Consider the following 23,795-nt stretch of genomic DNA (forward strand, 5'->3'; position numbering starts at 1 on the left):
TCACGCTGAAGTGAGAGCCGCCAAAGCCATCTGTTCCAGGATCGGCCTGGCCGACTTCACAGCGATCTTCCTGCCGTGGTGGCGCACCGAGTGGGGTGTGGAGTTGATCAAACCAAAGGCTGCGTGTGCACGGACACGGAGGCCGGGGACGTCTGCGTCCGTGTGAATGCGGGCCAAGACGTCTACCCACGTTTCGACGTAACTGCGCTGGAGGGATCTGACTTCTGCCTGGTCGGCGTCGCTGAGGCTTCCGAAGTCCCGGTCCTGGACACGGATGACGTCAGGATTGCTGAGGGCGAAATCGACCTGAAACTGGATGAGTCCCTTCAGTGCGGTCCGGGGATCTTCGGACTCCGACACCACCCGCAATCCACCGTCCAGCAAGTCACGGCTGACGCTGAGTAGTAACTCTCCCAGGACCGCTTGCTTGCCGGGAAAGTGCCGGTAAACGGCGGGGCCACTGACGCCTGCTGCTGCTCCGAGGTCCTCGAGCGACACGCGGGTAAAACCGTTCTCCGCAAAGAGTCCGGCAGCAGCGGACAACAAGGCCAATCTGCGGAGCTCCTTCGCCTGGCCGCGCTGCGTGGCGGCGGCGCGGGTGCCGTTGATGCTTGCTTCCTGACCTGCGGTCACATCTTCCTCCTTGCGCCAGTCCGGCCCAGCGCTTGCTGGACCGCCTGTGCTGGACATCACAGTTAATAAAGACTAACCTAAATTTCAGTTACGTGGCACTAACCGAAATGGCCTGCGGCCGGGAATGGAACAGGGGTCAATGGAGACAATTGCCAGTCTGACGGGAGCCGCCAGTGGCACCTTTGAAGCCAACCAGCAAGCGCAACTGGCCCTGGTGGAGGAGCTGAGGGAGCGCCTGGCGACGGCGGCCCTTGGCGGCCCTGCCAAGTCCCGGGAGCGGCACATCGCCCGCGGGAAACTTCTGCCGCGGGAACGCATTGACTACTTGCTCGATGACGGCAGCCCGTTCCTTGAGATCGCACCCTTGGCTGCGAATGGCATGTACAACGACGATTCCCCGGGCGCCGGGGTCATTGCAGGCATTGGCCTGGTCCATGGCCGCCACGTTCTGGTGATCTCCAATGACGCCACGGTCAAGGGGGGCACTTACTATCCCATGACCGTGAAGAAACACCTCCGGGCCCAAGAGATCGCCTTGGAAAACAAGCTTCCGTGCATCTACCTCGTGGATTCCGGGGGAGCTTTCCTGCCCAAGCAGGACGAAGTCTTCCCGGACAAGGAGCATTTTGGCCGGATCTTCTATAACCAAGCCAAAATGTCCGCCGCCAAGATCCCGCAGATCGCCTCCGTCATGGGGTCGTGCACGGCCGGCGGTGCCTATGTACCCGCCATGAGTGATGAGACCGTCATAGTCCGGAACCAGGGCACCATCTTCCTGGGCGGTCCGCCCCTGGTAAAGGCAGCGATTGGTGAGATCGTCACAGCGGAGGAACTGGGCGGCGGCGACGTCCATTCAAGGATTTCCGGGGTCACGGACCACCTGGCCGAGAATGACCAACATGCCTTGGAGATCGTTCGGGACATCGTGGCGACGTTGCCGAAGCCGGCGCAGCCGGCCTGGGACGTGTCCGACGTCGTCCTGCCGCCCGTCGTCGATCCTTCAGAGATCTACGGTGTGGTTCCCACGGACGTCAACGCCCAATACGACGTCAGGGAAGTCATCGCAAGGTTGGTTGATGGATCCGAATTCCACGAGTTCAAGAAGAACTACGGCACCACCCTGGTGACCGGATTCGCGCACCTGCACGGCCATCCCGTGGGTATCGTAGCCAACAACGGCGTCCTCTTCAGCGAATCGTCCCTGAAGGGCGCACACTTCATTGAACTCTGCGATCAGCGCGGCATACCGCTGATCTTCCTGCAGAACCTCTCCGGCTTCATGGTGGGCAAGGACTACGAGCAAGGCGGCATCGCCAAGAACGGCGCCAAAATGGTTACAGCAGTGGCTACTGCCCGTGTGCCCAAGCTGACAGTGGTCATCGGTGGTTCCTTCGGCGCTGGCAACTACTCCATGTGCGGCCGGGCATACTCGCCACGGTTCCTGTGGATGTGGCCCGCGGCCCGCATCTCGGTGATGGGTGGAAACCAAGCCTCCAGCGTCCTGGCCACCGTCAAGAGGGATCAATATGAGGCAGCTGGCCAGGAATGGTCCGCGGAGGACGAAGAAGCCTTCAAAGCTCCCATCAAGCAACAGTACGAGGACCAAGGAAGCCCCTATTACTCCACCGCAAGATTGTGGGACGACGGCATTATCGATCCTGCTGACACACGGCACGTCCTGGGAATGGCCTTGGACGTCGTCTCACGCCAACAACTGCCCGAGACCTCCTTCGGTCTCTTCAGGATGTGACCATGAGCCTCCCAACAACAACCACAGCCCCACCCAGCGCGGCGGTCCAAGCCCGTACCTTCAGCGCCGTCCTTGTTGCCAATCGCGGGGAGATCGCCTGCCGCGTCATCAGGACCCTGAAGGAGATGGGCATCCGCTCTGTGGCCGTGTACTCGGACGTGGACAAAGATGCCAAGCACGTAGCCCTCGCCGATACTGCTGTCGCCATCGGTGGCACGGCGCCCGCAGACAGTTATCTCAAGATCGACGCCATCATTGATGCCTGCCGACGTAGTGGGGCCGAGGCTGTCCACCCGGGATACGGCTTCCTGTCCGAGAACGTGGAGTTCGCCAAGGCGCTGGACGCCGCCGGCATCACGTTCATCGGGCCGGGAGTTGGTGCCATTGAAGTCATGGGCGACAAGATCCGGTCCAAGAACCACGTGATGGCGTACGACGTGCCGTGCGTGCCCGGCATCGCCAAACCGGGGCTCACGGATCAGGAACTGATCGACGCCGCCCCGGGAGTCGGCTTTCCCTTGCTGATCAAGCCCTCAGCCGGTGGTGGTGGCAAGGGAATGCATGTGGTGGAACGGCCCCAGGACATGGCCTCAACGCTGGCCACAGCCAGGCGCGTGGCAGCAGCCGCATTTGGTGATGACACTCTCTTCCTTGAGCGGCTCATTCGCGCGCCCCGGCACATCGAGGTCCAGGTCCTGGCCGACAACCACGGCAACGTCATCCACCTCGGCGAGCGCGAGTGCTCACTCCAACGGCGCCACCAGAAGGTCATCGAAGAAGCCCCGTCCGCCCTCTTCGAATCACTGCCCGACGGCGCAGGGGAGCGGGCCCGCATCGGCGAGGCCGCCTGCAACGCGGCACGTTCGGTCAACTACAGCGGCGCGGGAACCGTCGAATTCCTGATCTCCGACGACCACCCTGACGAGTTCTTCTTCATGGAGATGAACACCCGGCTGCAGGTGGAGCATCCTGTCACGGAGATGGTCACGGGCATCGACCTCGTCGAATGGCAGGTGAGGATCGCCGCCGGTGAGGTGCTCACCGTTGCGCAGTCCGACGTCGTACTAAGGGGGCATGCCGTTGAGGCGCGCGTCTACGCCGAGGTGCCTGAACGTAATTTCATGCCATCGATGGGGCGCATTGTGGCGCTCGCGGAGCAGGGCGCAGCGGATGCAACCTTGTCCGGGCACCGACAGGCGCATGCGAACGTGCGGATTGATTCCGCCATGCGGGACAACCTGGAGATCACAGGGGACTACGATCCCATGCTCGCCAAGGTCATCGCGTGGGGCGAGGACAGGGCAGCGGCGCTGGACACCCTTGACGCTGCGCTCGGCCGGTACACCTTGCTGGGCGTGGACACGAACGTTGAATATCTGCGGTTGCTGATAAATGATCCCCAGGTCCGCGCCGGCCATTTGGATACGGGACTGATCGAGCGCAAGCTGCCGTCCATGGAATTCAGGCACGCTGGTCCCGCCGAATTGATCGCCGCCGCAGTCATCCTGTGGCTGGATCGCACGGGTTCGGCGCTCGCGGGCAACGCGTGGAAGACACTCGACTCCTGGCGTATCGGCGGCCGTGGGGCGTGGACAACTACCTTTGGTGTTCCGGGCGGTGAAATCGCCACGGTTTCCATCACAGAACGGGACAGTACCGTCACGGCAACCGTCGATGGCGGGAATCCAGTTCAGGTGAAGGTGACGGATCGCAGCGCGAACAGCATCACGTTGGAGTTCGACGACGGATTTGTCACCTTCGCGGTGGGCATTACCCGGGGTGATGCCCACGAAATCCACGTAGGCAACGATGGCTGGTCCTGCAAGCTGGAGGTCCTGAGTCGTGCTGAGCGTCTGCGGCGGATGCTCGCCGGCATTCAGCGCGAGGACGGGGCTGCGGACCCAGAGGTGCGCTCACCGATGCCCGGGACGGTGGTCTCGGTGTCCGTGGCCGACGGGGATTCCGTCGAGGAAGGCCAGGCGCTGCTAGCCGTGGAAGCGATGAAGATGGAGCACCAACTGGTGGCATCCGTTGCGGGAACCGTCCACCTCACCAGCAAACCCGGCGACCTGGTCAAAGCGGATCAGGTGCTCGCCACCATTCATATAGACAACAACAGCACAGACGAGGAAGTCCAGCGATGAGCACGTTTGAACTCAACGAGGAATACCAGGACCTTAGCGACTCCGTCCGCGAGTTCGCTGACGAGGTTGTCGCACCGGTCTCCGCCAAACACGACGAAGAGCATAGCTTCCCGTACGAGGTTGTGAAGCAGATGGGGGAGATGGGCCTGTTCGGCCTGCCATTCCCCGAGGAATTCGGTGGAATGGGTGGCGACTATTTTGCGCTGGCGCTGGCCTTGGAGCAGTTGGGCCGGGTTGACCAGTCGGTGGCCATCACCCTTGAAGCCGGTGTGTCGCTTGGCGCCATGCCGGTGTACCGGTTCGGCACGGAGGAGCAGAAGAAAGAGTGGCTACCGCAGCTGGCGTCCGGGCGTTCCTTGGCCGGGTTCGGCCTAACGGAACGTGAAGCCGGTTCGGACGCCGGCGGCACCAAGACCAATGCCCATCTGGAAAACGGCGAGTGGGTCATCAACGGCAACAAGGAGTTCATCACCAACTCCGGCACGGATATCACCACACTGGTCACCGTCACGGCAGTCACGGGACATAAAGAGAACGCTGACGGCAGTAACAAGAAGGAAATCTCCACCATCCTGGTACCTACCGACACGCCCGGTTTCAGGGCGGAAAAGCCGTACAACAAGGTGGGATGGAACGCTTCCGACACTCACCCGCTCACCCTGGACAATGTCCGCGTTCCTGAAGTGAACCTCCTGGGCGAGCGCGGCCGGGGTTATGCCAACTTCCTTTCCATCCTTGATGAGGGCCGCATAGCCATCGCCGCACTGGCCACCGGCGCAGCCCAGGGTTGCGTGGACTTGTCCGTGAAGTACGCGAAGGAACGCAGCGCGTTCGGGCAGAACATCGGCAAGTACCAGGCCATCCAGTTCAAGATCGCCCGGATGCAGGCAAGGGCCCACACTGCCCGCCTTGCCTACTACGACGCCGCCTCCAGGATGCTGGCAGGCAAGCCGTTCAAGACCGAAGCGGCCATCGCTAAGATGGTCGCAGGCGAGGCAGCCATGGATAACTCGCGGGACGCCACCCAGGTGTTCGGCGGCTATGGCTTCATCAACGAATTCACGGTGGCACGGCATTACCGCGACTCCAAGATCCTTGAAATCGGGGAGGGCACCACCGAGGTTCAACTGATGCTCATCGCCCGCGAGCTGGGTCTGTAACCGTACGGGAAGGATCAAGGATGATTGACAAGGTTGTTGCCAGTGCCGCGGAAGCGGTGAAGGACATCCCGGACGGTGCCTCACTGGCCGTTGGAGGTTTCGGCTTATGCGGCATCCCCGTTTCCCTGATCGATGCCGTCCACCAACAGGGCACCACGGATCTTGAAACGGTCAGCAACAACTGCGGCGTGGACGACTGGGGCCTTGGCATTCTCCTCAAGGACGGACGTATCCGTCGAACCATCAGCTCCTACGTGGGCGAGAACAAGGAATTTGCCCGGCAGTATCTGGCGGGGGAGCTGGAAGTAGTCCTCACTCCGCAGGGCACCTTGGCTGAGAAGCTCCGCGCGGGCGGTGCCGGCATCCCGGCCTTCTACACCAAAGCAGGTGTGGGAACCCAGGTGTCCGAGGGCGGCCTCCCGGAAAAGTACGACGCCGACGGAAACGTTGCGCTGGCCTCAGCACCGAAGGAGGTGCGCACCTTCAACGACGCGGACTACGTGCTGGAAGAGTCACTGACACCGGACTTCGGCTTGGTCCACGCCTGGAAGGGAGACCGGCACGGCAACCTGGTCTTCCACGCGACAGCGATGAACTTCAACCCCCTCTGTGCCATGGCGGCCAGGATCACCATTGCCGAAGTAGAGGAGTTGGTGGAACCCGGCGAACTTGACCCGGAGCACATCCACACACCGGGGATCTTCGTCCAAAGGGTAGTGGTGGCAACGTCGAACGAGAAACGGATAGAAAAGCGGACGGTAGCGCTGACGGCAGGAGCGGATCGATGACCGACAATACCTACCACGACATCCCGCCCCGCCCGGAAGCCGTCCGGCACGAGTACCGTCGCGCCGACGTCGAACATCACGAGGCCAAAGGCTGGACCCGCAACGAACTGGCCGCCCGCGTTGCCAGGGAACTCACGAACGGGCAATACGTGAACCTGGGAATCGGGATGCCCACGCTGATCCCCAACTACATTCCCGACGGGGTGGAGGTCATTCTTCACTCCGAGAACGGGATCCTTGGCGTTGGTCCGTACCCCACCGAGGACAAGATTGATCCGGACCTCATCAACGCGGGCAAGGAAACGGTCACCACGAATCCGGGGGCTGCGTTCTTCGACTCGGCGTCGTCGTTCGGCATGATCCGCGGCGGTCACGTGGACGTGGCCGTCCTGGGTGCCATGGAGGTGGCCGCGAACGGTGACCTGGCCAACTGGATGATTCCAGGCAAGATGGTCAAGGGCATGGGCGGTGCGATGGACCTGGTGTTCGGTGCCAAGAAGGTCATCGTCATGATGGAGCACGTAGACCGCAGCGGCCGGCCGAAAATCGTCCAGGACTGCACGCTCCCGCTCACAGGGAAAGGCTGTGTGGACCGGATCATCACGGATCTGGCAGTCATCGACGTCGTCAAGGACGAAGGTGACCCGCGCCTTGTCCTCCGTGAGTTGGCCCCCAACGTCACCCTTGAGGATGTCCTGGCCGCTACTGGTGCTGAGCTGTTCGAGGAAGACCAGGAGCTCACCGTATGACGCGAGTGGTTGAGCAGCGCGGGCTGTACTTCGATGAACTTGAAGAGGGCGTGATCTACGCCCACAAGCCGGGCCGCACTGTCACCGAGACTGACAATGTCCTCTTCACCACCATGACCATGAACACTCAGGCACTGCATTTGGACGCGGCCTGGAGCTCAGGGCAGCCGTTCGGGCAGCGCCTGATGAACTCGATGTTCACCCTGTCCACCATGGTGGGACAGTCCGTGACCCAGTTGACGCAGGGGACCATCATTGCGCAGTTAGGGCTCACGGATGTCACCTTCCCCCACCCGCTGTATCACGGCGATACCCTTTATACGGAAACAGTGATCACGGGAAAACGGCTGTCGTCGTCCCGCCCGGGTCAAGGCGTGGTGACCATGCAGCACACCGGCCGCAATCAGGACGGGGCAGTGGTGGCCTTGGCAACCCGGACCTGCCTGATGTGGACCAAGGCAGCGCACGCCGCGCAGTCCTGACCCACGAATTCCAAACTCTCTGTAGGACACCAGCAGCAAGGACCTTCATGCTTTCATCCAACGCGACTCCGTTCACCATGGGTCCGGCCCTCTTGTTCTGCCCTGCAGACCGGCCGGAGCGTTTCGGCAAGGCCGCTGATCGATCCGACGCCGTCATCCTGGACCTGGAAGATGCCGTAGCTCCTCCGGACAAGCCGGGGGCCCGCGAAGCGATTCTGAAGCAGGCGGATTCCGGTGGGCTGGAGCCAAGCCGCACCATTGTTCGGGTCAATCCAGTAGGGACGCCCGAGTTCGACCTCGACCTTGAGGCTTTGGCAAGAACGCCTTACCGCACGGTGATGCTGGCAAAGGCGGAGAGTGCGGAGCAGCTCAGGTCCTTGGAGGGCTATCAGGTCATCGCGCTGTGCGAAACTGCTGCGGGTATCGTCAACGCCTCTGCTATCGCCGCCGAACCGAACGTCGTGGGGCTGATGTGGGGTGCCGAGGATTTGCTGGCGTCGCTGGGTGGCCTCTCCAGCAGGAACGACGACGGCGGATACCGGGCAGTCGCCCTGTACTCCCGGTCCGCTGTACTGCTTGCCGCCAAAGCCGCGGGCAAGGAAGCCATCGACTCGGTGTACGTGAACATCCCGGATCTCGACGGCTTATTGGCAGAATCGGAGGATGCCGTCTCCAGTGGCTTCGGCGCCAAGGCCTGCATCCATCCGAATCAGGTAGCAGTAGTCCGTGAGGCCTATGCGCCCACCCCGGAAGTCATAGCCCAAGCCACCGAGCTACTGGAGGCGGCAGCATCTGCGGGCACGGGAGTGTTCCAGTTCAAGGGCAAAATGATCGACGGACCCATTCTCAAGCACGCCGAAGCGACACTTCGTCGCGCCGGACACCCCGCGAGATGACAGTTAACACCCATGTTCGGCGGGCAAACATGGGTGTTAACTGGCATCTCGGCGGGTGTGCCGAGCGCTAGGCGCGCACCGGCGTCGAGAGTTCCGTCAGTTCAACCACCGCTGGCCGGGAAGCAGTGCTCTTGATGGCCACTGCCTGCCCGTTCTTGGCCGATTCCAGCACCGATTCCATGACGTCCAAGGCGTGGAACGCCAATTGGCCGCCGGCACGGGGTTCCTGTCCGGCCGGAGTCGCGGCGAGGTCTGCAATACCAAAGCCGCGCCCTGAGTCCACGTAGCCGGCCGAGACAGGGAGCGTCTCCCAATCCTCGGCGCCGAGTGCGAACAATTGCACATCACCCTCAAAATAATTGGGGTCCGGGACCATCAGCGAACCCGTTTCACCGTGGATCTCAATGTTGGGGCTCTTCGTTTTTACGGCGTCGAAGCTCATGAACAAGGTGGATAAAGCACCGGACTCATGGACCAGTACTCCGGTGACATGCGAGTCGATATCCACCGGGACTTTTTGGCCTTGCCGCGGACCCGAACCAATCGTGCGCTCGTTGCGGGTGTGGCTCGCAGCGCCCACCACCGAAACCACGGGTCCAAGCAGTGTGACAAGCGCTGAGACGTAGTAGGGACCCATATCCAGCAAAGGTCCACCCCCTGGCTGGTAGTAGAAGTCAGGGTTCGGGTGCCAACGTTCGTGCCCGGGCGTCGCCATGGTGGCAGTCGCGGAAACAGGTGAGCCAATCAGTCCGTCGTCGATCGCTTTACGAGCTGTCTGGATGCCCGTTCCCAGCACAGTGTCGGGTGCGCAACCAACCACCACGCCGGCCGCGGCGGCCGCATCCAGCACCTGCCGTGCCTCCGCCGTGGTGGCTGCCAGCGGCTTTTCACCGTAGACGGACTTGCCTGCTGCGATGGCCCTGAGTGCGATGTCTGCGTGGGCGGCAGGAATGGTCAGGTTCAAGACGAGGTCAACGTCGTCTGCTGCCAAAAGGTCGTCCACGGTAAGTGCCCGGACACCGTCGTACGAGTCCGCGACGGCCTGTGCCCGTGCCGGATCAAGGTCCGCGACCGCCACTAGGTTAATGGAATCCAGCCGGCGGAAGTTGGCCAGGTACTGGGCGATGATGGCACCACAGCCGATGACTCCCACGTTCAGCGGTGTATCGGTCTTCAGCGGCTTGGCCTCGTTTATCGAGATGCCCACAGCATGCCCCTTTCGATGATGGTGCGGACGTTGCTGTCCTGGAGAATTTCCACCCGGTGGCCAGGGGTGCAGACAAAAATCTTTCCTTTGCCCCACTGACGGGTCCAGATGGCGGGAGAAGTGACTTCGCGGTTCCACGGGTCCCACTCGCGGACCTTTTGGGTGGTTGTGGCCAACACGTCGATGTAGTCGTCGGACAGGACCCAGTACTGTTCCGTGTCGAGGTCGAAGTCGCCGATTCCCCGAGTGATGGGGTGGTCGGATGCGGCAGGCAGCATGTTGACGGTGTACGGAACGTAGTTGTCTGACTGTTCGCCGATCTGCTCGTCAGCATGCTTGCCGGGGTGGCAGGCGAACTGGCCGCCGATCAGATGCAGGTAGTCCGAGTTGTTGCGGTACGAATCAGCGATCCCGCCGTGCCAGCCTGCCAGGCCGGTGCCGTTTTCGACCGCAGTGCGCAGGCCCTCGAACTCATCCTTCTCAATGGTGGTCATGGTCACGCATTGCACGATCAGGTCCACGGTGGCCATATATTCGGGGTCGGCGTAGATCTTGGGGGATTCCTCCACACGGACGTCGTAGCCGTTGCCCTTCAGGTAGGGAATGAACAGCTCTGTGGCTTCCACCGGCTGGTGTCCGTCCCAGCCGCCGCGAACCACCAGCGCTGTCTTGTTGTTGCTCGTCATGGTTTCCTTCGTTTTTGGGGCGTATATCAGTGAGTCGGGGTGTTGCGATCAGCGCGTTGCAAAAGCGGCGTCAAAGGCGGCAGCCGGCGGGCGTATGGCGGCGAGTTCCCGGACCATGCGAAGCGCTTGGGGGGCTCCGACCAGCCGGTCCATACCGGCGTCTTCCCACTCGATGCTGGTTGGTCCTTCATAGCCAATTGCATTGAGCGTGCGGAAGATTGGCTCCCAGTTCACGTCGCCGTGGCCCGCTGTGACAAAGTCCCACCCCCGGCGCGGATCAGCCCATGGCAGGTGCGAACCCAACCGGCCGTTCCGTCCGTTGAGTTGCCTGACCGACTCCTTCACATGGACGTGGAAGATCTTGTCCGCGAAGTCCTGGAGGAACATCACCGGGTCAAGGTCCTGCCAGATGAAATGGGACGGATCGAAGTTGAGGCCAAAGTTCTCCCGGTGCCCTACCGCGTCCAACGTTCGTTTGGCGGTCCAATAGTCGTAGGCGATCTCAGAGGGATGGACTTCCAACGCGAATCGGACACCCACCTCGTCAAAGACATCCAAGATGGGGTTCCAGCGGTCAGCAAAGTCCTGATATCCACGCTCGATCATGGCATCCGAGGCCGGTGGGAACATGGCCACGCATTTCCAAATTGACGAGCCGGTAAATCCAGTAACGGTCTTTACTCCCAGCCTCGCGGCCGCGCGCGCCGTGGTCTTCATGGCCTCTGCAGCCCGCTGACGGACGCCCTCCGGCTCACCTTCGCCCCACACCGAAGGGCTCAGGATGTCCTGATGACGTTCGTCAATCGGGTCGTCGCAGACTGCTTGCCCTGTGAGGTGGTTGGCGATTGCATGGACGGTCAGCTTGTGCTTTTCCAGGATGTCCAGCTTGCCCTGCAGATAGTTGTCGTCGGAGACAATGCGTTCGGGATCGAGATGATCGCCCCAGCAGGCGATCTCCAATCCGTCGAAGCCCCACTCTCCAGCAAGCCGTGCAACTTCCTCGAACGGAAGGTCTGCCCACTGACCAGTGAACAGGGTGATGGGTCGAATCATGTTGCTTCCTTTCACACGTTCTGCCAGCGGCTTGCGTTGTCGGCGCTTGTCTCGACGGCGGCCAGCACCTTTTGCACCTGCAAGGCGTCAGCGAACGACGGCGAGGGCTGCTCGGCTTTGCTGATGGCAGTCACGAGGTCCACCACCTGATGCGTGAAGCCGTGCTCGTAGCCGAGTCCATGCCCGGTGGGCCACCAGTTGCCGGTGTAGGGGTGGGACGGTTCGGTGACCATGATTTTTCGGAAGCCTGCGTCGGGTTCCAAGGATGCATCGTAGAACTGCAGGGAGTTCATGTCCTCGAAGTCGAAAGAAATGGAGCCTTTGGTGCCATTGAGTTCCAGGCGCATGGCGTTTTTGCGTCCCAAAGCAAAACGGGTGGCTTCGAAAATGCCGATGGGGCCGGAGCCGCCGCTGTTGGATAAGCCTGCGTCAGCGCCGTCGTCGTGCGTTGCCTCAAAGCGGGCAGTGAACAGCGCCGCGTCGTCCACGGTCACCGGACCGCGTGGACCGTCCACGCCACCGTGTCCGCCAAGGCCCACGAAGTCGCCGCCCACCGGGCGCTCCTTCACGAACGTCTCCAGCAGCGCCGACACACCGGTGATGTTGCAGCCGGTGATCCATTGCGCGGCGTCAATGCTGTGCGCGCCGATGTCACCCAGGGAACCGGACCCGGACTTGGACTTATCCAACCGCCAGGTCAGGGGAGCATCGGCGTCACTGAGCCAGTCCTGAAGGTACTGGGCGCGGACGTGGCGGATCTGGCCCAAACGACCGTCATCCACCATGCGCTTGGCCAGTGCCAAGGCAGGCGTGCGTCGGTAAGTGAAGCCGCACATGGAGAACACCCCGCGTTCGGCAGCTGCCTGGGCTACCCGCGTCATCTTTTCGGCTTCCTCCACCGAGTTGGCCAATGGCTTTTCGCACAGGACGTGCTTGCCGGCTTCGAGCGCAGCGATGGCTATCTCCGCATGGGTGTTGCCGGGAGTGCAGATGTCGATGAGATCGATGTCGTCGCGCTCAATGAGGCGGCGCCAATCCGTCTCAGTAAAGGCCCAGCCGTATTTGTTGGCCGCTGCCCGGACACCTTCCTCGTTCCGGCCCGCCACGGCGGTCAGTTGCGGAGCGAGCGGGAGGTCGAAGAAGCGGGGCGCCGTCCTCCATGCGTGGGAGTGGGCGGCGCCCATGAAGGCGTAGCCCACCATGCCCACCCGCAGGGGTTGAGGTTCTGTCATCGGAGATCCTTTCTACTTGCTGAAGCCTGCAGTGAGGCCGCTGACCAACTGGCGGCGTCCCAGGACGTAGATCACCAGGATGGGCAGGGTGCTCAGGACCACTGAGGCGAGGACGGCAGGGATGTTGACGCTGAATTCGCCTTGGAACGTCCAGAGGCCCAAGGGGAGGACCCGCAGTTCCGGGCTCTGGGTAAGGACCAGTGGAAGGAGGAACCCGTTCCAGACGTGCAGGCCGTTGTAGATGGCCACGGTAACTATGGCTGGCCGCGTCAGGGGGAGTGCCAAGCGCCACATGGTCTGCCAGTCGCTGCAGCCATCCAGCCGCATGGACTCGAACAGTTCGTTGGGAACATCCCTGATGAAGTTGGACAGGATCAGGACCGTCAACGGTATGGCAAACGCTATGGACGGAAGCATGATAGCCAGGAGGCTGTCGTAGAGATTCAGCCGGATGATCATCAGGTAAATGGGAATGATGGTTGCCTGGAGCGGAATGGCCAGGCCCATGAGGAACACACCATTCACGAACTTCAGGTATCTGCCACGTCCACGGACGATCGCGAAGGCGGCCATAAAGGAAATCAGAACGGTAGGGATAACTGAGCCCAACGTGACCATCACGCTGTTCATGAAGTAGGTCGAAAAGTTGGCCTCAAGAACAAGCTGGTAGTTCTCCAGCGTCGGTGAGGCCGGCAGGGCCATCGGATTCTGGCCGAAGTAGCCTTCGGAGGTCTTCAAGCTGGTGATGACAATGTAATAGATCGGAATGATGATGATGGCCAGCCAGATCCAGCCGCCCAGACCGCCGGGGATGTTCAGCCGTTTCATGCGTGTTCTGAGGCTCTGTTTGGCCTTGACCGAAGAGGTCGGGGAACCGGGGGACCCGGTGACCGGATCACTTTTCAGGAGTGTGCTCACCTTACATACCTTCCAATTGGCTGCCCTGTTTGTCTTTGCCTCCAAGTCGTTGGAGGAACAAAGCAAGCGCAAGTCCGATGACAACGAGGACCACCGCGATAACACTTGCCGGTCCCATGAGGTTGGCCCGGAAGCCGCGAAGGTACATATCGAGCGCCAGGATGCGTGTGGAGTTGCCCGGGCCGCCGCCGGTGAGGACAAAGATGAGGTCAAAGTAGGTCAACGAACCCACTACCATCAGCGTCGACGAAGTGATGATGGTGTACTTCAGCTGCGGAAGTGTGATGTGGAAGAACTGTTTAATTGTTCCCGCACCATCGATCTGGGCTGCCTCGTAGAGTGACTTGGGGATTTGCCGGACGCCGCCTTGATAAATAAGCGTGTGGAAAGGAACGAACTGCCAGGCGATCACAAAGATGATCAATCCAAGGGCCAATTGTGGAACCCCCAGCCAGTCCTGGGCCAGGAACGGGAGTCCCAGTCCCATGGCTAAACCGAAGTTGGGGTCCAACAGCGCTTTGTAGGCGATGGCCACGGCAGCGGAGGAAAGCAGCAGCGGCAAGAAGTACAGGACTGCCAAGGCCGCCCGATAGCGTTGGGTGCCTGCCGTGAACACACCCAGCAGCAGGCTGATGGGAGTTTGGACGAGCCAGGAAACAATCATGATCAGGAAGGTCAGGCCAAGGGAGTTGTAAAGATCGGGATCTGCCAGAACCGAGGTCCAGTTTTCCATCCCTGCTGCGCCGATGGCGCCAATGCCGTCCCACCTGGCGAAGCTGAGGATCAGTACCCCTATCAGGGGAATGACGGCGAAGACAACGAAGAAGAACAGCGCGGGTACCGTCAGCCAGGCCAATGCGGACTTTGGCTGCGACGTCAGCTCGTTTTTCGATAGCTCGCTGGGAGCCCTATGAGTGGTGGCGGCGCTCATTTGCCCAGGGTGGCATTCATGTTTTCGGCGAACTGCTGCGGGGTGATCGACTTGAGGAAGAGTTGGTCGATGTTGTTCAGCAATGCCTCGGCAGCAGTCGGGCTGAGGGCCTGGTCCCAGGACTGCTGGAAGTGGGGGGCGTTCTTGCCGAGATCGTAGACGAAGTTCAGGAAGTCTTTGTCCTCGGATGATGCGAGCTTGTCTTCAATTCCATTGACGATCGGAACGGATCCGGAGTTGATGTAGGCATCGATGACGGTGTCAGTCATGATCCCGTCCTTGAAGAACTTTTTCGCCGTCTCCTTTTCCTCGTCGGTAGCCTTAGCCGAGATCGACATGTACTGGGCGGGGTTGCCCACACCGTTCTTTGGATCGCCCTTGCCGCCCGGGAGGGTGGGGAAGCCGACGAAGCCAAGTTTCCCGTCCTGGACGAAGTTCTGTCCGTCCTTCTTCATGGCGCCGTACGTCCAGGAGCCGTGGAGCATCATGGCCGCCTTGCCCGTAAAGAGCAGCGCCTGGTCTGCCTTCGAATCTGCCGTAATGGAGGAGAAGCCCTTGATGAAACCGTCGGCAGAGACAAGTTCCTGGACCTTGGCGCCGGTTTCGATCACTGCCGGATCCATCCAAGCATTGGGTTTGCCTTCGAAAATGGCCTTGAACACCTCGGGGCCGCCGATGCGGTCCAGGAGATACTGCAGCCACATCATGGACGTCCAACGCGACTGTCCGCCCAGTGAGAAAGGAGCTACGCCCATATCGTTGAAAGTCTTCACCAGGGACATGACGTCGTCCCATGTCTTTGGCGGCTGAGCACCGGCCTTCTCGAAGAGTTCTTTGTTGTAGAACAGGACGATCGGGGCAATGTATTGGTTGGGGAGGGCGTAGATCTTGCCGTTGACCGTGGCGGCTCCGAAAGACGACGGGAAGAACTTGTTCTTGAGCTCCGGGTTGGCATCGAACCAGCTGGTCAGATCCTCCACCTGTTCGGCTTCGGCATAGGTCTTCAACGTTCCGCCACCCCAGCCGTAGACGATGGTGGGGGCTTGGCCGGCACCGATGGCCGTCTTGATCTTCGTCTTGAACGCGTCGTTCTGGAAGTACGTCACGGAGATCTTGTTGTCCGGATTGGACGATACGAAGGCATCAACGGCTTTCTGGATAGTCGTCTGGTTCGGTTCTCCTGAAAGGAACCACATGCTGGCTCCTCCACCCGCCGCGCCTCCGGGCCCGGAGGTCCCGCAGGCGGTGGTCGCCATTACTGCAAAGGGCGTCATGGCCGCCAGAGCCAGAAAGGAACGCCGGGATGATTGGAACTGCTTCATTGCTTCTCCAGGGGTAGTCGCGCTGCTGAGCAAGCTTCGGTGCTCACTTCCGAAAGGTGGCCCAGCTCCGAAAAATATCGAAATATTTCGCAGCCATGATTTAGGTCACGGTCCAAACTAAAGGGTTCACAGGCGGCCGTCAAGGCATTTCCAGAAGCAGATTTGTCCTCGGTGACGAGTAGTAAGTTGAGGTTTATGCGGAGTCGGGTCATACTCAACAGATCATCGAAATATTTCGAAAGCAGGAGTTCCGTGGATCGTGACACCCGCCCATCCAAGCTGACCCTTGCAGCCGTAGCTGCCGAGGTGGGTGTTTCTGCACCCACAGTGTCCAAGGTCGTCAATGGCCGCGAGGACGTGGCGGAAGCTACTCGTGCCCGGGTGATGGCAGCGCTTCAACGCACGGGTTACAAGTCGCCGCTCCAACGCAAGAGCGCACCGGTGCACCGTGCGGTTGAAGTAGTCTTCGACTCCTTGAATTCGGCCTATGGGGTGGAAATCCTCAACGGCTTGATGGAGCAGGCTGCGGCGTCGGACATGGAGGTGATCCTCTCCATCACCGGACGGCAGGCTGCTTCTGCACTGGGCCCCGAGGCACGGGCCCAGCGTATGGTCGACGAAGGCCGTGCCGGCATGATCGTGGTGACCTCGGCATTCGGCTCCGCCCAGCTTGAGGCCTTCAACCGCAGGCACATTCCCATCGTGGTGATTGATCCGCTTAATCCACCGCCTGCTGACGTCTTCAGCGTGGGCGCGAGCAACTGGGCTGGAGGTAAGGCGGCAGCATCACACCTGCTGGAGCTGGGACACCGAAAGATCGCCTACATCGGCGGCCCGTCCGCCGCGGAGTGCAGCCAGGCACGGCTGCACGGCTACATGGCTGCATTGATGGCAGCGGGAATAACCGTGGACGACGAGTACGTTTCCGCCGGCCCCTTCAAACCGGAGAACGGAGTCCGCGGAATGAAGGCACTGCTGGCCTTGGAAAATCCGCCCACTGCCATATTCGCTGCCAGCGACAGCATCGCGCTGGGAATCCTTGCCGAGGCTCGGCGGCATAACGTGCGCATTCCCGAAGACATGAGCCTGGTGGGCTTTGACGGAACGCCCCAGGCGGAGGAATCAGTGCCTCCGTTGACGTCCGTATCGCAGCCGCTGCAGGAAATGGGGCGCTCCGCCCTAAGTTTCATATTGCGGCAGATGCGTGGTGAAGATATCGATTCCCGAAGGGTAGAACTGGCCACTCACCTGGTGGTTCGTGAGTCCACGGGTCCGCCGCGGTAGTCGCACCGACGTCAGGAGGGCGTCGAACGCTAGAGCCGCCGCCGCCGTCGATGATCAAGCGAGAGTGGGGGGATCGCATCATATAGCAGCACCCGAACCCAACGTTCACCCGTCTCACGGAACTCCGCGCGGCTTGCGAAACGGTACAGGTAGCTGCGCGCCCTCACCCAACGGGGGCGAGCGCCGTCGAACGGGTCTTGGCGCAACAGCCCAAGCGTGGGCTTGTCGGCCTCCAATAGTCTGTACAGGAACACATAAAACCAGTCCTCATGGACGGTCCGCAGCGGCAGGAACCACATCAGCCAATCCAAGCGCAGGTGGTACGGCGCCCATTGCCGGGGGAGTCGCCGGACGTCGCCGGGCTTGCCCTTGAAGCCGTACTCAAGCCAGTGCTCCTCCGGTGCGTCGGGTTCCTCTGCCAGAGTGCCCTCCACCACAATCTCTATCCGTTGCTTGGTCACCGTCCCGAAAGCTCCATAGGCGTTCACCAAGCGCCACCGGTTGAAACTGGCGTTCATCAACTGATGGCTGGAGAACAGGTTGAGGAGCGGCCGGTAGCTGAACACCAGCAACAGAAGGGTGACAAGCACGACGACGGCGAGCCACCATACGGGGGTATCGGAACCCTCGTGCCACTCCAGCGGGATGAACGGAAAAACCGCATGGGCCACGGGATCACTGACGGCAGCGAAAGCCAGGATGATCGCCACCCAGTTCAGCCAGGCAAAGTTTCCGGTACCCACCAACCACAGCTGGGTCACGATGATGATGCCGGCAGCAATACTCGCCAGCGGTTGAGGCGCGAACAGGAAGAACGGCACCACCAACTGTGCGAAATGATTGCCCACCACTTCCACCTTGTGCAGCGGACGCGGCAAAAGGTGCGCCTGCCTGCTGAGAGGGCCAGGCATTGGCTGTGTTTCATGGTGATAGAACATCGCCGTCATGTCGCGCCACTCGCGACCGCCCCGGATCTTGATCATTCCAGCGCCGAATTCAAGCCGGAATACCAGCCACAGGATAAGAATGAGGATGGTTGTGGGCGGCGGAGTCTGGTCCGAGCCAAGGAACGCCACTATGAAACCGGCCTCAAGGAGAAGGATCTCCCAGCCAAACCCATAGAACGTTTGGCCGACATTAACGATTGACATGTAAAGGAACCAGAGGGCAAGGAAAGCGAGCATAGGCAGCCACGGAGGACCCATTTGGGGGAGGCCCGCCACCAGCAGAATCGACACACCGATCCCCGTCCAGCACAGGGCCTTGAGCAGAGCGTCCGAGTAGCGCCACTGGAACAGTGTGGGTCTCGCCAGCTTGCGGGCCATGTCCAGGAAAGCCGGAACCGGCAACAGCCCGCGCTCGCCGAGGAGTGCCGGGAACTGGTTCAACGTCGAGAGGAACGCAACTGCGTAGAGCGCGGCGATGCCGCGCTGCAAGACCTGCCGGGCGAACTCGTAGTCCCGCGCATCAAACCAGGACATCCACTCCACGATTCCACGGTACGCGGGGGAACGCGGTGGTCAAGCGGCGCCGGGTTTTCCACATACGCCCGAGCCCGTTCGCGGCCCCCGGTGGCGGCTGGGATACTTAAGCAATGCAGCCGCGCAAGATCGTCATCCTCGGGTCCACCGGTTCCATCGGCACACAAGCGATTGACGTCGTCGATGCTGCCCCGCACCGTTTCGAGGTGGTGGCACTCAGTGCCGGCGGAGGAAACCTTGAACTCATCGCGCAGCAGGCTGTCCACACCAAGGCTCAAGCCGTGGGCATTGCCCAAGGAGACCCGGCAGAGCTTCGGCGACTGATCGACGCCGTAGCCGCCCTTGCGGGCGTGCGGGACTTTGCACCGGAGATTTTTGTTGGTCCAGACGCTTCAACGGTCATCGCAGCCATCGAATGCGACGTCGTCCTCAACGGCATTACCGGTTCCATAGGACTGGCGCCTACCTTGGCCGCGCTCGGCACCGGAGCCACTCTGGCCCTTGCCAACAAGGAATCGCTGATTGTCGGCGGTGCCTTGGTCAAAGCTGCTGCCGTCCCCGGCCAGATTGTCCCCGTAGACTCCGAGCACTCCGCCATCGCGCAATGCCTCCGTTCGGGCACGGACCAGGAAGTTGAAAAGCTGATCCTGACCGCATCCGGCGGCCCTTTCCGCGGGCGCACGCGGGAACAACTTCGCAACGTCACACCACAGGAGGCGCTCGCGCACCCCACCTGGGACATGGGCCTCATGGTCACCACAAACTCAGCCAGCCTGGTCAACAAGGGTCTTGAAGTGATTGAGGCCCATTTGCTGTTCGACGTTCCCTTGGACAGGATCGATGTTGTGGTTCACCCACAGTCGGTGGTCCACTCGATGGTCCAGTTCGTGGACGGCTCCATCATCGCCCAGGCATCGCCACCGGACATGCGACTCCCGATTGCGCTCGGGCTGGGTTGGCCGGACCGTGTGCCCCGGGCTGCCCAAGCATGCGACTGGACCCAAGCGACCAGCTGGACGTTCGAACCCCTGGACACGGTGGCCTTCCCTGCAGTGGATCTCGCCAAGGACGCCGCCAAGCAGGGCAGTACGTTCCCCGCGGTGTTCAACGCCGCCAATGAAGAAGCCGTAGAGGCCTTCCATGCCGGGCGCATCCGGTTCACGGACATTGTGGATACCGTGGAATCCGTCCTCAGCGAACATTCAGGCTCTTCTGAGCTAACAGTGGAGTCCGTGCTGGATGCTGAAAAGTGGGCACGCGCCCGAACCCTTGATCGTTTAGCCAGCAGCGCCCTCTAGCTCACAACCCTTACGGAAGCAGTCCCCCGGCATGAGTCCCGTCCTTCTCTTCATTCTCGGAGTCGTCTTCGTCGCAATCGGCGTAGCTGTTTCCATTGCGCTTCACGAGGTGGGCCATCTGGTACCTGCCAAACTGTTCAAAGTGCGCGTCACCAAGTACATGATTGGTTTCGGGCCTACCTTGTGGTCCAAGAAGAAGGGCGAAACCGAATACGGCTTCAAGGCGCTTCCGCTGGGCGGCTACGTGTCCATGATTGGCATGTACCCACCCAACAAGGAAGACGGCGCCGTCCGCCCCTCCAGCACAGGCATGTTCCAGACGCTCGCCACTGAGGCCCGCTCCATGGCGCACGAGGAAGTGGGACCCGGCGACGAAAACCGTGTCTTCTACAAGCTTCCCGTCTGGAAAAAAATCATCGTCATGCTCGGCGGTCCTGCCATGAACATGCTGATCGGGTTGATACTGCTGGCTGTCCTGCTCATGGGCTTCGGCATGGCAACAGCAACCACCACCATCGCGGACGTTTCCAAGTGCCAGGTTGCTGCGGGGGAGACCGTGGACCCCGACTCAGCCGATTGCAAACTGACTCCCGCGGCGGCGGCGGGCCTCCAGCCGAATGACACCATTACTTCCTTCGACGGAAAAGCCGTCACCAGCTGGGAAGAACTCACCAGCTGGATCCGTGTGTCGGCCGGAAAAGACGTGCCCATCACAGTGGAGCGCAGCGGATCAACGGTGGAAACCACCGTGACGCCCGTACTTTCCTCGCGGCCGGTGGTCGGCGCCGACGGCAGGCCTGAGCAGGACGCCAACGGGGTGCTCAAATACCAGGAAGTCGGATTCCTTGGGATAGGGGCCCAAAGCGAACTGGTTCCCCAACCTGCTTCGGCCGTTTTGCCCATGGCCGGAGAGAACATCAAGCAGATATCCGGTGTGATCCTCAACCTGCCGGCCAGGGTGGTTGGAGTGGCGAAAGCAGCTTTCAGCGAAGAGCCCCGCGATCCGAACGGACCCATCAGCGTGGTGGGTGTGGGCCGGGTTGCAGGTGAAGTCGCGGCCATGGAACAGGTACCCATGCAAGCCCGTATCGGCACCCTGATCGGGTTGCTCGCCGGGCTCAACTTTGCCTTGGCGATCTTCAATCTCATCCCTCTTTTGCCCCTCGACGGCGGCCACGTAGCTGGCGCGCTCTATGAAGGGGCGCGACGCCGGGTGGCCAAGCTACTGGGCAAATCGGACCCGGGCGCGTTCGACATCGCCAAGCTGCTGCCAGCCACATATGTGGTTGCAGCGCTGCTGATGGCCATGGGCGCCCTCCTGATCTATGCGGACATCGTGAAGCCCGTGAACATTTTCGGCTGAGTAGGCGGGATAGGCTAGCTCCATGACTGTTTTCGCTGTTGAGTACGTATACGTCGCCGATTCCGGCGCCCTTCGCGACGAAGCCCGCCCGGCGCACCGTGACTGGCTCGCCGGCTTGGCCGAAGAAGACAAACTGCTTGCCAGTGGACCCTACGGTGACGGTGCAGGCGCCTTGCTGATCTTCAAGTCTGCAGGTGAAGCTGAACTCAATGATCTCCTCAAACAGGACCCATTCGCCGAGGCCGGGGTTATCGCAGGTATCCGCACCACCGAATGGGCCCCCAACACCGGCGTCCTGGCCGCCCACGCCTCTTAGCCAAAACGCCCTTCACCACAACGATCCACCCCAACCCAAGGAGTCCACGTGACCTCGGTCAGCCTGGGAATGCCAGCAGCCCCACCCCCCGTCCTTGCCCCGCGACGTAAGACGCGGCAGATCAAGGTTGGGTCTGTTGGTGTTGGTTCTGATTCGCCCATCAGCGTGCAGTCCATGACCACCACGCCCACCACGGATATAAATGCCACGCTGCAGCAAATTGCTGAGCTCACGGCTTCCGGCTGCGACATTGTGCGTGTTGCCTGCCCGTCAGCCGACGATGCCGAGGCTTTGCCGATCATCGCCCGCAAGTCGCAGATTCCCGTGATCGCGGACATCCATTTCCAGCCGAAGTACGTCTTCGCCGCAATTGAAGCCGGATGCGCGGCAGTTCGCGTGAACCCGGGCAATATCCGTAAGTTCGATGACCAGGTCAAAGAAATTGCTGCAGCGGCGCGTGACCACGGAACATCCATCCGGATAGGTGTCAACGCCGGCTCCCTTGAACCCGGCATCATGAAGAAGTACGGCAAGGCCACCCCGGAGGCACTTGTTGAGTCCGCCGTCTGGGAAGCCTCGCTGTTCGAAGAGCACGGTTTCCACGACTTCAAGATCTCGGTCAAGCACAACGATCCCGTGATCATGGTGGCCGCGTACGAGATGCTGGCCGAGAAGGGCGACTGGCCTTTGCACCTTGGCGTGACCGAGGCCGGACCGGCATTCCAGGGCACCATCAAGTCGGCTACGGCTTTCGGTGCACTCCTGTCCCGTGGCATTGGCGACACCATTCGTGTTTCCCTCTCGGCTCCGCCGGTGGAGGAGATCAAGGTGGGCAACCAGATCCTGCAATCCCTGAACCTGCGCCCGCGCAAGCTCGAAATCGTCTCCTGCCCGTCCTGTGGCCGCGCGCAGGTGGACGTGTACACGCTGGCCGAGCAGGTGACCGCAGGTTTGGAAGGCATGGAGATTCCGTTGCGCGTAGCCGTCATGGGTTGCGTAGTCAACGGACCCGGCGAGGCCCGTGAAGCGGACCTCGGTGTGGCGTCCGGAAATGGCAAGGGCCAGATTTTCGTGAAGGGCGAAGTCATTAAGACTGTGCCTGAAAGCGAAATTGTTGAGACACTGATCGAAGAGGCCATGCGCATCGCCGAAGAGATGGGGGAGGCCGATGGCGAAGATGCTGTCAAGGGTAGCCCCGTGGTTAGCGTCTCGTAACGAGACCGGCTTGGGAGTCAGGGTGCTCGGCCGTGCCGACACCCTGACTCTTCGCGCCCTGGCCAGCGAAGACGTGGTAGCCAACGTTTTCATCCTCGCCCACTTGGAAAGCACCGGAACAGCGGCGCCCACCAGCGGCGGTGCCAGTATTTTCGGAGTCTTCGACGGCGAGACGCTCCTCGGCGCGTGCTGGGCGGGAGCCAACCTGGTGCCTGTACAACTCGATCCCGGCCTGGCGGGGTACGTGGCCAGTGCGGCCCACGAAACAGGCCGCCGCTACGCGTCCATTTTTGGCCCGGCGGAAACCGTCCTGGCCCTCTACGCGCGATTCGAGCAATTGGGCCACGGCGCCCACGAAGTTCGCTCCCAGCAGCCGCTGCTTACTATTTCAGGTCCGCCGGTCATCGGCGCCAACCCTGACCTGACATTCGGCACCATGGCGGACTTCGACCGCATCCTGCCAGCCTGCGCAGCCATGTTCGAAGAAGAAGTTGGCTACTCACCCTTCCTCGGCGGTCAGGAGTTCTACAGCAGGCGCGTTGCCGGCCTTATTCGTGAGGGCCATTCGTTGGTCCACATCGATGCCAACGGCACTGTGGTCTTCAAGGCCGAGCTGGGGGCAGTCACGCGGGACGTCACCCAGGTCCAGGGCGTATGGATGAATCCCGAGTTGCGGGGCCGCGGCCAAAGCGGTGGCTACATGGCCGCCGTCGTGAATCTCTCAAAAACCTTTGCCCCGGTGACCAGCCTCTATGTCAACGACTACAACGCCAAAGCCCGCGCCACATATGAGCGGGTCGGCTTCGAGCAAGTGGGCACCTTCGCGACGGTTCTGTTTTAGACCCAACCTCGCTACTTGTAGTCTTATCCCGGTTGGCGAATGCCAC

General features: G+C 61.3%; 22 protein-coding genes. 13 read left to right on the top strand and 9 right to left on the bottom strand.

The features are described 5' to 3' along the window. Positions 1-633 (bottom strand): TetR/AcrR family transcriptional regulator, encoded by a 633-nt coding sequence (locus RIF72_RS03860; protein ID WP_091467621.1) that lies wholly within the window; start codon positions 631-633, stop codon positions 1-3. Between the two features lie 139 nt (positions 634-772). On the opposite strand from RIF72_RS03860, the gene RIF72_RS03865 reads away from it, so the two are divergent. From RIF72_RS03865 to RIF72_RS03895, 7 genes are read left to right on the top strand one after another with little or no spacing between them, the layout of a single operon-like run. Continuing rightward, a complete protein-coding gene (locus RIF72_RS03865) occupies positions 773-2,383 on the top strand; it encodes a carboxyl transferase domain-containing protein (RefSeq protein ID WP_309073539.1) in 1,611 nt (536 codons plus the stop codon). 2 nt (positions 2,384-2,385) lie between these two features. Further along, a complete protein-coding gene (locus RIF72_RS03870; protein ID WP_309073540.1) occupies positions 2,386-4,527 on the top strand; it encodes a biotin carboxylase N-terminal domain-containing protein in 2,142 nt (713 codons plus the stop codon). After that, positions 4,524-5,687, top strand: a complete 1,164-nt coding sequence (locus RIF72_RS03875) for an acyl-CoA dehydrogenase family protein (protein ID WP_309073541.1) — start codon at positions 4,524-4,526, stop codon at positions 5,685-5,687. The genes RIF72_RS03870 and RIF72_RS03875 overlap by 4 nt, the downstream gene beginning before the upstream one ends. 20 nt (positions 5,688-5,707) lie before the next feature. Further along, the gene (locus tag RIF72_RS03880) at positions 5,708-6,475 is read left to right on the top strand and encodes a CoA transferase subunit A (protein WP_309073542.1); all 768 of its coding nucleotides are present in this window, start codon (positions 5,708-5,710) and stop codon (positions 6,473-6,475) included. Further along, positions 6,472-7,224 carry a CoA transferase subunit B gene (locus RIF72_RS03885; protein WP_309073543.1) on the top strand — a complete coding sequence of 251 codons (753 nt, stop codon included), beginning with the start codon at positions 6,472-6,474 and terminating at the stop codon, positions 7,222-7,224. The genes RIF72_RS03880 and RIF72_RS03885 overlap by 4 nt, the downstream gene beginning before the upstream one ends. Next, complete coding sequence (locus RIF72_RS03890) at positions 7,221-7,706, top strand: MaoC family dehydratase (RefSeq protein WP_309073544.1); 486 nt, start codon at positions 7,221-7,223, stop codon at positions 7,704-7,706. Before RIF72_RS03885 ends, RIF72_RS03890 begins: the two co-directional genes overlap by 4 nt. Positions 7,707-7,753: 47 nt before the next feature. Then, entirely contained in the window at positions 7,754-8,602 is an 849-nt protein-coding gene (locus tag RIF72_RS03895) for a CoA ester lyase (protein WP_309073545.1), read from the top strand. 67 nt (positions 8,603-8,669) lie between these two features. Here the strand turns inward: RIF72_RS03895 and RIF72_RS03900 are convergent, their stop codons facing one another. The 7 genes from RIF72_RS03900 to RIF72_RS03930 are packed head-to-tail and all read right to left on the bottom strand — an operon-like array spanning position 8,670 to position 15,951. Then, positions 8,670-9,809 (bottom strand): Gfo/Idh/MocA family oxidoreductase, encoded by a 1,140-nt coding sequence (locus tag RIF72_RS03900; RefSeq protein ID WP_309073546.1) that lies wholly within the window; start codon positions 9,807-9,809, stop codon positions 8,670-8,672. After that, positions 9,794-10,495 (bottom strand): ThuA domain-containing protein, encoded by a 702-nt coding sequence (locus RIF72_RS03905; protein ID WP_309073547.1) that lies wholly within the window; start codon positions 10,493-10,495, stop codon positions 9,794-9,796. Before RIF72_RS03905 ends, RIF72_RS03900 begins: the two co-directional genes overlap by 16 nt. Positions 10,496-10,543: 48 nt before the next feature. Further along, complete coding sequence (locus tag RIF72_RS03910; RefSeq protein ID WP_309073548.1) at positions 10,544-11,548, bottom strand: sugar phosphate isomerase/epimerase family protein; 1,005 nt, start codon at positions 11,546-11,548, stop codon at positions 10,544-10,546. 11 nt (positions 11,549-11,559) lie between these two features. Continuing rightward, entirely contained in the window at positions 11,560-12,780 is a 1,221-nt protein-coding gene (locus tag RIF72_RS03915) for a Gfo/Idh/MocA family oxidoreductase (RefSeq protein WP_309073549.1), read from the bottom strand. Between the two features lie 12 nt (positions 12,781-12,792). Next, positions 12,793-13,698 (bottom strand): carbohydrate ABC transporter permease, encoded by a 906-nt coding sequence (locus RIF72_RS03920; protein WP_375164193.1) that lies wholly within the window; start codon positions 13,696-13,698, stop codon positions 12,793-12,795. 1 nt (position 13,699) lies between these two features. Beyond that, positions 13,700-14,629 carry a sugar ABC transporter permease gene (locus tag RIF72_RS03925; protein WP_309073551.1) on the bottom strand — a complete coding sequence of 310 codons (930 nt, stop codon included), beginning with the start codon at positions 14,627-14,629 and terminating at the stop codon, positions 13,700-13,702. Then, the gene (locus tag RIF72_RS03930) at positions 14,626-15,951 is read right to left on the bottom strand and encodes an extracellular solute-binding protein (protein WP_309073552.1); all 1,326 of its coding nucleotides are present in this window, start codon (positions 15,949-15,951) and stop codon (positions 14,626-14,628) included. Before RIF72_RS03930 ends, RIF72_RS03925 begins: the two co-directional genes overlap by 4 nt. Positions 15,952-16,203: 252 nt before the next feature. Between RIF72_RS03930 and RIF72_RS03935 the strand changes: the two genes are divergently transcribed. Next, positions 16,204-17,235 (top strand): LacI family DNA-binding transcriptional regulator, encoded by a 1,032-nt coding sequence (locus RIF72_RS03935; RefSeq protein ID WP_309073553.1) that lies wholly within the window; start codon positions 16,204-16,206, stop codon positions 17,233-17,235. A 29-nt stretch (positions 17,236-17,264) separates the two neighbouring features. Here RIF72_RS03935 and RIF72_RS03940 read toward each other — a convergent pair whose 3' ends face one another. Continuing rightward, on the bottom strand, positions 17,265-18,725 hold the full coding sequence (locus RIF72_RS03940) for a lipase maturation factor family protein (RefSeq protein ID WP_309073554.1): 1,461 nt from the start codon (positions 18,723-18,725) through the stop codon (positions 17,265-17,267). Between the two features lie 104 nt (positions 18,726-18,829). Between RIF72_RS03940 and dxr the strand changes: the two genes are divergently transcribed. Genes dxr through RIF72_RS03965 form a run of 5 tightly spaced genes read left to right on the top strand, consistent with a single transcriptional unit; the run spans position 18,830 to position 23,749 of the window. Beyond that, complete coding sequence (gene dxr / locus RIF72_RS03945; RefSeq protein ID WP_309073555.1) at positions 18,830-20,014, top strand: 1-deoxy-D-xylulose-5-phosphate reductoisomerase; 1,185 nt, start codon at positions 18,830-18,832, stop codon at positions 20,012-20,014. A gap of 31 nt (positions 20,015-20,045) precedes the next feature. Further along, a complete protein-coding gene (locus RIF72_RS03950) occupies positions 20,046-21,377 on the top strand; it encodes a site-2 protease family protein (RefSeq protein WP_309073556.1) in 1,332 nt (443 codons plus the stop codon). Between the two features lie 22 nt (positions 21,378-21,399). Next, positions 21,400-21,693, top strand: a complete 294-nt coding sequence (locus RIF72_RS03955; protein ID WP_309073557.1) for a YciI family protein — start codon at positions 21,400-21,402, stop codon at positions 21,691-21,693. 48 nt (positions 21,694-21,741) lie between these two features. Continuing rightward, positions 21,742-22,908, top strand: a complete 1,167-nt coding sequence (gene ispG, locus RIF72_RS03960; RefSeq protein ID WP_011774258.1) for a flavodoxin-dependent (E)-4-hydroxy-3-methylbut-2-enyl-diphosphate synthase — start codon at positions 21,742-21,744, stop codon at positions 22,906-22,908. Next, positions 22,871-23,749, top strand: a complete 879-nt coding sequence (locus RIF72_RS03965; RefSeq protein ID WP_309073646.1) for a GNAT family N-acetyltransferase — start codon at positions 22,871-22,873, stop codon at positions 23,747-23,749. Before ispG ends, RIF72_RS03965 begins: the two co-directional genes overlap by 38 nt. The last annotated feature ends 46 nt before the right edge of the window (positions 23,750-23,795 follow it).

The organism is Paenarthrobacter sp. (genome assembly GCF_031180005.1).
Lineage (GTDB): Bacteria > Actinomycetota > Actinomycetes > Actinomycetales > Micrococcaceae > Arthrobacter.

Excerpts from the sequence above, each read along its gene's own strand:
- RIF72_RS03955 (WP_309073557.1), top strand. The coding sequence starts at position 21,400 with ATGACTGTTTTCGCTGTTGAGTACGTATACGTCGCCGATTCCGGCGCC.
- RIF72_RS03895 (WP_309073545.1), top strand. The coding sequence starts at position 7,754 with ATGCTTTCATCCAACGCGACTCCGTTCACCATGGGTCCGGCCCTCTTG.
- RIF72_RS03910 (WP_309073548.1), bottom strand. The coding sequence starts at position 11,548 with ATGATTCGACCCATCACCCTGTTCACTGGTCAGTGGGCAGACCTTCCG.
- RIF72_RS03965 (WP_309073646.1), top strand. The coding sequence starts at position 22,871 with ATGCTGTCAAGGGTAGCCCCGTGGTTAGCGTCTCGTAACGAGACCGGC.
- RIF72_RS03915 (WP_309073549.1), bottom strand. The coding sequence starts at position 12,780 with ATGACAGAACCTCAACCCCTGCGGGTGGGCATGGTGGGCTACGCCTTC.
- RIF72_RS03880 (WP_309073542.1), top strand. The coding sequence starts at position 5,708 with ATGATTGACAAGGTTGTTGCCAGTGCCGCGGAAGCGGTGAAGGACATC.
- RIF72_RS03870 (WP_309073540.1), top strand. The coding sequence starts at position 2,386 with ATGAGCCTCCCAACAACAACCACAGCCCCACCCAGCGCGGCGGTCCAA.
- RIF72_RS03930 (WP_309073552.1), bottom strand. The coding sequence starts at position 15,951 with ATGAAGCAGTTCCAATCATCCCGGCGTTCCTTTCTGGCTCTGGCGGCC.
- RIF72_RS03875 (WP_309073541.1), top strand. The coding sequence starts at position 4,524 with ATGAGCACGTTTGAACTCAACGAGGAATACCAGGACCTTAGCGACTCC.
- RIF72_RS03905 (WP_309073547.1), bottom strand. The coding sequence starts at position 10,495 with ATGACGAGCAACAACAAGACAGCGCTGGTGGTTCGCGGCGGCTGGGAC.
- RIF72_RS03865 (WP_309073539.1), top strand. The coding sequence starts at position 773 with ATGGAGACAATTGCCAGTCTGACGGGAGCCGCCAGTGGCACCTTTGAA.
- RIF72_RS03925 (WP_309073551.1), bottom strand. The coding sequence starts at position 14,629 with ATGAGCGCCGCCACCACTCATAGGGCTCCCAGCGAGCTATCGAAAAAC.
- RIF72_RS03950 (WP_309073556.1), top strand. The coding sequence starts at position 20,046 with ATGAGTCCCGTCCTTCTCTTCATTCTCGGAGTCGTCTTCGTCGCAATC.
- RIF72_RS03885 (WP_309073543.1), top strand. The coding sequence starts at position 6,472 with ATGACCGACAATACCTACCACGACATCCCGCCCCGCCCGGAAGCCGTC.
- RIF72_RS03890 (WP_309073544.1), top strand. The coding sequence starts at position 7,221 with ATGACGCGAGTGGTTGAGCAGCGCGGGCTGTACTTCGATGAACTTGAA.
- dxr (WP_309073555.1), top strand. The coding sequence starts at position 18,830 with ATGCAGCCGCGCAAGATCGTCATCCTCGGGTCCACCGGTTCCATCGGC.